At 72.2% G+C, this 7,136-nt stretch carries 5 protein-coding genes and 1 pseudogene; 2 read left to right on the top strand and 4 right to left on the bottom strand.

Features of this window, described 5'->3' with window-relative positions:
• On the bottom strand, positions 1 to 889 hold an 889-nt coding region (gene gcvA, locus PKE44_RS12725; RefSeq protein WP_324551761.1), incomplete at its 3' end, for a transcriptional regulator GcvA.
• Between the two features lie 204 nt (positions 890 to 1,093).
• Here gcvA and PKE44_RS12720 point away from each other — a divergent pair.
• Positions 1,094 to 1,363, top strand: a complete 270-nt coding sequence (locus PKE44_RS12720) for a DUF1127 domain-containing protein (RefSeq protein ID WP_324551762.1) — start codon at positions 1,094 to 1,096, stop codon at positions 1,361 to 1,363.
• 369 nt (positions 1,364 to 1,732) lie between these two features.
• Here PKE44_RS12720 and PKE44_RS12715 read toward each other — a convergent pair whose 3' ends face one another.
• Genes PKE44_RS12715 through PKE44_RS12705 form a run of 3 tightly spaced genes read right to left on the bottom strand, consistent with a single transcriptional unit; the run spans position 1,733 to position 5,915 of the window.
• Positions 1,733 to 3,067, bottom strand: coding sequence for a sigma-54 dependent transcriptional regulator (locus tag PKE44_RS12715; RefSeq protein ID WP_324551760.1), 1,335 nt, complete (start codon positions 3,065 to 3,067; stop codon positions 1,733 to 1,735).
• Positions 3,064 to 4,980 (bottom strand): ATP-binding protein, encoded by a 1,917-nt coding sequence (locus PKE44_RS12710; RefSeq protein ID WP_324551759.1) that lies wholly within the window; start codon positions 4,978 to 4,980, stop codon positions 3,064 to 3,066. The genes PKE44_RS12715 and PKE44_RS12710 overlap by 4 nt, the downstream gene beginning before the upstream one ends.
• Positions 4,977 to 5,915, bottom strand: a complete 939-nt coding sequence (locus PKE44_RS12705; protein WP_324551758.1) for an AEC family transporter — start codon at positions 5,913 to 5,915, stop codon at positions 4,977 to 4,979. Before PKE44_RS12705 ends, PKE44_RS12710 begins: the two co-directional genes overlap by 4 nt.
• A gap of 248 nt (positions 5,916 to 6,163) precedes the next feature.
• On the opposite strand from PKE44_RS12705, the pseudogene PKE44_RS12700 reads away from it, so the two are divergent.
• Positions 6,164 to 7,136, top strand: a pseudogene (locus PKE44_RS12700) (hypothetical protein); the annotation flags it as partial.

Below are 7,136 nucleotides of genomic sequence, written 5' to 3'. Positions count from 1 at the left end.
TCGGGCAGACGATCCAGTACGCGAACTCGATCGGCACCTGCCGGCCGAACGGGGCGACCAGCCGCCCGGTCTGGATGTCGGCCAGCGCCAGCACCGGCAGGCCGAGCGCGACGCCCTGACCGTCGAGTGCGGCCTCGATGGTCAGCGAGGCGCTGCTGAAGTGCGGGCCGCGCCGGGCATCGACCCGGTCGGCGACGCCGGCCGCGCGCAGCCACACGCGCCACATCGGTTCGCGCTCCGGCGTGTATTCGGGGCCGTAGACGGTCTCGTCGTGCAGCAGCACGTGCTGTGCGAGATCGGCCGGCTCGTTCAGCGGGTTGCGCTTCAGCAGCGCCGGGCTGCAGAGCGGCGTCGCGTGCACCGAGAACAGCTTGGTGACGTGGAAATCCGGGTAGTCGCCGCTGCCGAAGCGGATCGCGAGGTCCACGTCCTCGCGCCGGAAATCGACCAGATCAGTCGTGCTGCGCTGACCGCCGCCGCGCAGGTCGAGCTGGCGGCTGCTGGCGGCGATGCGCATCTCGATGTTCGGGTGCAGCGCCGAGAAGCGGTCGAGCCGCGGCACCAGCCACTTGACCGCGAACGATGGCGTCAGGCTGACGGTCAGCAGGCCGCTGTCTTCCTGCGCGCGCACGAGATCGACGGCCTCGGACAGCGCATCGAAGCCCTGGCGCAGCCGCGGCAGGCAGGCCTGCGCGGCGTCGGTCAGCGCCAGCGCGCGGTTCATGCGCCGGAACAGCTGCACGCCGAGGAACTCCTCCAGCGACTTGATCTGGTGGCTGATCGCCGCCGGCGTCACGAACAGTTCCTCGGCGGCCTTGCTGAAACTCAGATGGCGGGCGGCGGCTTCGAAGGCGCGCAGGGCGTTCAGGGGCGGCAGGCGATAGGCCATCTTCGTTAAACCCGGATTTGTGCGAGGGTGAGATTTTGTCGTTTGCAGGCGCCGCGGGTGCGGACCAGCATTGCACCAACAAAGAGCGGTACTGTTTCAAATTGGTGCAAATCGTTACAAGTCATTGGTTGGTCGTCGCGTCACAGGGATGGTGTGAACCGAAACAGTGCATTGACGCGAGGCGACCGATCGGGGCTGTTGCAGGTGGTCATCATGTTCAGTCGTTTCGTCGTTCATCCGGGTGCCGGTCATCTCGTCAACGCCATCAGCGGCAGCGGCCTGATGGTACCGGTGCGCGTCGACATCGAATCCCCGTCGCGGTTCGTCGGCGCGCTGAAACTGCTGCGGCTGTGGGTGATGCGCGCCAGGGAGCGCCGCGCCCTGGTCCGGCTCGACGAGCACGCACTCACCGACATCGGCATGAGCCGCGCCGATGCGCTGAGCGAGGCCGCCAAGCCGTTCTGGCGTCGCTGAGGCGCGTCCGGGCGAGCGGCAGCGGGCGGTCGTTTCCCGGCGCCGGCCCGGCCGGAGCGCGCCGTGCTCACGGCGGGTGCGCCTGACGGGGCCGTCACGGCCGGTCATGCCTGAGGTTTTCCGGACGGGGGTGTCCGGACGCTGGTACACGGGTCATCCGGGGGGAGTGGCCCGTGTGCCGGCACTCCATCGCCGGGGTGAACATACATAGCACGATGCGTGCCGGGCTGAGCGGACTGCCGGTCATCCAGGGCTGGCCGGGACCCGCGCCGGTGTCTGCCGAAGCCTGCGTGCCTTGCCGGTGTGCAGGCTTCGCCGCCCGGCACCGGAACGGCCACGCGCCGGCCGCGGCCTGAAGCGGCACGGGCTTCAGCGGAAACCGTCCTCGCGGCGCAGGCCGTACTTCTTCAGCTTGTCGTACAGCGTCTTGCGCGGCACGCCGAGCGCATCGGCGGTGGCGACGACGTTGCCGTCCTGGCGTTCGAGCTCCTGCACGATGACGATGCGCTCGAAGGCCGCGACCTGATCGGGCAGCGACTGCGCCGGTGCGCCGGCGGCGAGCGCGGCCGGACCGAGCAGGTGACCGAGCACGAAGCGGTCGGCGGCGTTGGCGAGTTCGCGGACGTTGCCGGGCCACGGCTCGCTCATCAGCGCCGCCAGCGTGTCGCCGGCGACCTCGGGTGGCTCGCGCCGGTAGCGTTCGGCGGCCTTCAGCACGAAATGCCGGAACAGCAGCGGGATGTCCTCGCGCCGCTCGCGCAGCGGCGGGATCGCCAGCTTGACGACGTTGAGCCGGTAATACAGGTCCTCGCGGAACCTGCCCTCGCGCGCCGCGACGCGCAGGTCGACCTTGGTCGCGGCGACGACGCGGATGTCGAGCGCGACGCCGCGGTTCGAGCCGAGCCGCTCGATCATGCGGTCCTGCAGCGCGCGCAGCACCTTGACCTGCAGCGCCAGCGGCATCGATTCGATCTCGTCGAGGAACACCGTGCCGCCGTGCGCGTGTTCGAGCTTGCCGACGCGCCGGCCGCTGGCGCCGGTGAAGGCGCCGGCCTCGTGGCCGAACAGCTCGGACTCGAAGATGGTCTCGGGAATCGCGCCGCAGTTGAGCGCGACGAAGGCCTGCCCGCGCCGGTGGCTGCGCTGGTGCAGCAGGCGCGCGACCACCTCCTTGCCGGCGCCGGTCTCGCCCTCGATCAGCACGTCGGCGCCGGTATCGGCGAGGTTGTCGATCGCCGCGCGCAGGCGTGCGATGCCGGGGCTGCGCCCGAGCAGCAGCGCGTCGCCCTCGCGGTGCGCGGCCAGCTCGCGCCGCAGCCGGCGGTTCTCCAGCGTCAGCGCGCGCTTGTCGAGGCCGCGGCGCACGATGTCGAGCAGCGCCTCGGTGCGGAAAGGTTTTTCCAGGAAGTCATAGGCACCGTCGCGGATCGCCTGCACCGCCATCGCGATGTCACCGTGGCCGGTGACCAGCACCACCGGCAGCTCCGGATCGAGCGCGGCGACGGCGCGCTGCAGCGCCAGCCCGTCCATGCCCGGCATGCGCACGTCCGAGACCACGATGCCGTCGAACTCCGGCGACAGCCGCGCCAGCGCCGCGGCGGCCGACGCGAGCGGCTCGGCGGTGATGCCTTCGAGTTCCAGCGTCTGCACCGCGGCCAGGCGCACGTGCGGTTCGTCATCGACGACGAGGACGGTCGGGTTCATGCGGACTCCAGCGGCTGCGGGGCCGGCAGCGGCAGTTCGACGGTGAAGCAGGCGCCGCCGCCGGCGAGGTTTTCGGCGCGGATCGTGCCGCCGAGGTTCTGGACGATGCCGTAGCTGATCGACAGCCCGAGCCCGAGGCCCTCGCCGACCGGCTTGGTCGTGAAGAAGGGGTCGAACAGCTGCCCGAGCGCTTCGGGCGGGATGCCGGGGCCGTTGTCGGTGACGACGAGGCGTGCACGCCGCGCGGCCGGGTCGGCCTGCAGGCGCAGCCCGATGCGCGGAACCGGCGTTGCGGCCTCCAGCAGCGCGTCGGCGGCGTTCTTCAGCAGGTTCACGAGCACCTGCTCGATGCGGATGGCGTTGGCGCGCACGGTCAGCGCCGTGTCGGGCTGTTCGATGTGCAGTTCGATGCCGTCGCGGCGCAGCCGCGGGTCGAGCAGCGCGCGCGCGCGCCCGACCGAGGCGCGCAGGTCGATGTCGGCGACCTCGTCCGAGGTGCGCCGCGCGAAGGTCTTCAGCTCCGCGGTCAGCGTCGCCATGCGCTCGGTCAGCTCGCCGATCAGGTCGAGGTTGCCGCTCGCCGCCTCGGGCCGCCCGCGCTCCAGAAAGGTGCGGGCGTTGGCGGCGTAGGCGCGGATCGCCGCCAGCGGCTGGTTCAGCTCGTGGACGATGCCGGCGGCGAGCTGGCCGAGCGCGGCGAGCTTGCTCGCCTGGATCAGCTCGTTCTGCGTCTTCAGCACGATCTGCTCGGCGCGCTCGCGTTCCTGGATCTCGCGCGACAGCCGCTGGTTGGCCTCGACCAGATCGCGCGTGCGCTCGACGACGTGCGCCTCCAGCCGGTCGTGCGACTCGCGCAGCGCCTCGGCGACGCGCGCCTGATAGGCGAGCCGCTCGTGCGTGCGCAGGCGCTTCTGCGCCAGCATCAGCCCGAACAGCGTCGCGATCGCGCTCGCCGAGCCGGCCAGCAGCACCGCGACGCCGACCTGCTCCTCGACCGTCGCCGTCGGCACCAGCACCGAGACCTCCCAGTCGGTGTTCGGCACCGGCGCCTTCGCCAGCAGGTATTCGACGCTGCGCCGGCCCTCATGCAGGCTGACCAGCCGCACGCCGTCGAACTCGCGCTCGCCGACCACCGGCAGCGGCGCCAGCGGCCCGTCGCCGTACTGGCGCGAGCCGACCAGCTCGGCGGCCAGCACCGGCGGCAGCGGCCGCAGCGCGTGATAGCGGAAGTCCTCGCGGTTGGTGATGAACACCACGCCGGCGGCATCGGTGACCAGGATCGGCGTGGCGCTCTGCGACCAGGCCGATTCCAGGCGCTCCTGACCGATCTTGACCACGGCGACCCCGACCGCGTCGCCGCCGCTCGACTTGACCGGATACGAGAAATAGAACCCGGGCCGGTTCGAGGTCGTGCCGTGCGCGAAGTACAGCCCGGCCCAGCCGGCGATCGCGAGATGAAAGTAGGGCCGGAACGCGAAGTTGCGCCCGACGAAGGACACCGGCGATTCGGAGTTGCTGGCCGCGATCGTGTTGCCGAGCGCATCGAGCACGTAGGTCTCGGAGGCCCCGGCCGCGGCGTTGAAGGCCGACAGGAACTCGTTGGCGGTTTCGCGCGTGGCCGGTGACAGCGCCGGGGTCGCGTACAGGTTCAGGATCAGCGGCTCGCGCGCCAGCACGCGCGGCAGGATCTGGTAGGTGTCGAGCAGGCCCTGCAGGCTGCTGACCGAGCGCTGCAGCGCCGGCGCCGCCTCGGCACGCAGCTCGGCGAGGGCGGACTGGCGCGTCAGCAGCGCCGCGACCAGCATCACCAGCGCCGCGAGCACCAGCACGGCACCGACGATCACCGTCACGCGCAGACCGCGCGGCAGGCCAGCGACGCCGGCCGCCGGTTCCTGCGACTGCGGCGCTGTCATGAATGCGGCCCTGCGCAGAGCAGCACGACCAGCGGCAGCGTCAGCATCGCCGCCAGCGTCTCGACCGTGATCACCACCGCCGCGAGCGGCGCATCGGCCCCGAGCTGACGCGCGAGGATGTAGGCCGACGGCGCCGAGGGCAGCGCCGCGAACAGCACGACGACGGCGCTCTCCAGCGCCGGCAGCGCGCAGAGCCTCGCCAGCGCGGCGGCGAGCAGCGGCGCCAGCACGAGCTTCAGCAGCACCGTCACCGTGATCGCTGGGGCCCGCCCGCGCACGGCCGCGAGCTGCAGCGCCGCACCCATCGCCAGCAGCCCGAGCGGCAGTGCTGCCTGCGCGAGGATGCGCGTGAAGCCCTCGCTGCCCGGCGGCAGGCCGAGGCCCGAGACGTTCAGCGCGATGCCGGCCGCGCAGGCGAGGATCAGCGGGTTGCCGGCGAGCTGGCGCAGCAGGTGGGCCGGCCGGGCCTGCCCGAGCGCGTGCGTGATGACGAGGACGCTCAGCAGGTTCACGACCGGCACCATGACCGCCAGGGCGAGCGCCGCCAGCGCGCCGCCGGCGGCCCCGTACAGCGGCAGTGCCGTCGCCAGCCCGACGTAGGTGTTGAGCCGGATCACGCCCTGGAAGCTCGCGCCGAAGGCCGGCCCGTCGTTGCCCAGCCAGCGGCGCAGCCGCAGCGCCAGCACGCTCATGAGCGCGATCGTCGCGAGCAGCGCGACGACCACGCCGCCGACGGCCAGCGCGCCGAAGTCGGCGCGCGCCAGCTCGCGCAGCAGCAGCGCCGGCAGCAGCAGGTAGTAGCTCAGCCGCTCGGCCGGCTGCCAGAAGCCGCTGCCCGGAAAGCCGCAGCGGCGCAGCACGGTGCCGAGCGCGATCAGCCCGAACACCGGGCCGAGGGCGGCGAGGACGGGGAGCAGGGCGGCGGAGGCGGGCATCGATGCAGCGTAGCGAAGCGCTTGCGCGATGTGAAATGCCCGCGAGGCTCCGGCCGGCTGCACTACGCCGGCTGCCGCTTGTCCCTGTCACAGGCCGGTGATATTGAAGCCTGCCCCGACTTCGCCGTGCCCGGCCGGGGCCAGACCCGGGCATCGGCGAAACCTCACAGGAAACGACACGGACCGTGGCATCACGCAGCGGCACCGCCCGGCGGATGCACTGACGCAGCCCGAGGAGCAAGCCAGTCATGGCGATCACCTACCGACTCACGACCTACGGCTTCCAGGAAGGCCGGCCGCGCGGCCCGGCGCGCGCGCTGATGACCGGCCTGCTGGAAGGCGAACCCGAAGACATCGAGCGGCTCGCCGACCGCGTGCTCTGCGGCGAGCGTCTGGCGCTGGCCGGCGGTCTCGACAAGGCGGATGGAGAGCGCCTGCGCAAGGCGCTCGCCGGCGTCGGCATCGAGGCCAAGCTCTATCCCGAATCCCTGAGCCTGCTGCCGGTCGAGCTCGAAGCACCGCAGGCGCACACCTACCGCTGCCCCGCCTGCCACCACGAGCAGGAAGTCGATCCGCTCGCGCCCGATACCTGCAAGTCCTGCGGCGTGATCGGCAGCAAGTTCGACGAGGTGCGCGAGATCAAGGACGTGCTTGACGCCGAGCGGCGCAAGCTGGAGGCGCGCATCAGCGAGGCCGAGGCCGCCGAAATCGAGCAGCAGCGCCAGCGCGAGCACGAGCGCCTGCGCGAGATCGGCCGCAAGCGCGCCGAGCAGCAGCTCGGCATCACCCGCATGACCAAGCTGCGGGCGCTGCTGCGCAGTCCGGTGTTTGCGCCACTCGCCGGCGGCGTGGCGGTCGCCGTGCTCGCCGGCGTCGGCATCTGGCAGTACCGCGTGCATCAGTCGCCGGCTCCGGCGGCCGCGCAGTCGTCCGTGGCACAGATTCCGGGCGCCGTGACGCCGGGTGCTGCCCCGGTGCAGGCGGTGGCAGCCGACAGCAGCAAGCGTCCGCAGGGCGAACCGCCGGCCGAGATCGAGCAGGCGATCGCCGCGGCCGAGGCCGGCACCGGCGGTGGCCGGCCGGGCCTGACACCGCAGCAGGCGGTGATGGCGGTCAACCAGCTGGCATCGAAGCTGCCGGGCGGCGGTGAGGCCGGCCCCGCGGCGGCGGCCGGCTTCACGGCGGTGCCGGTGGCCGTGCCGGAGGCCGTGCCGCCTGCGG

It is taken from the genome of Plasticicumulans sp. (assembly GCF_035331805.1).
Taxonomy (GTDB): Bacteria; Pseudomonadota; Gammaproteobacteria; order Competibacterales; family Competibacteraceae; genus Plasticicumulans.
Note: the sequence above shows the minus strand (reverse complement) of the source record. Positions and strands in the feature narration are given on the sequence as shown.

Excerpts from the sequence above, each read along its gene's own strand:
- PKE44_RS12705 (WP_324551758.1), bottom strand. The coding sequence starts at position 5,915 with ATGCCCGCCTCCGCCGCCCTGCTCCCCGTCCTCGCCGCCCTCGGCCCG.
- PKE44_RS12715 (WP_324551760.1), bottom strand. The coding sequence starts at position 3,067 with ATGAACCCGACCGTCCTCGTCGTCGATGACGAACCGCACGTGCGCCTG.
- PKE44_RS12710 (WP_324551759.1), bottom strand. The coding sequence starts at position 4,980 with ATGACAGCGCCGCAGTCGCAGGAACCGGCGGCCGGCGTCGCTGGCCTG.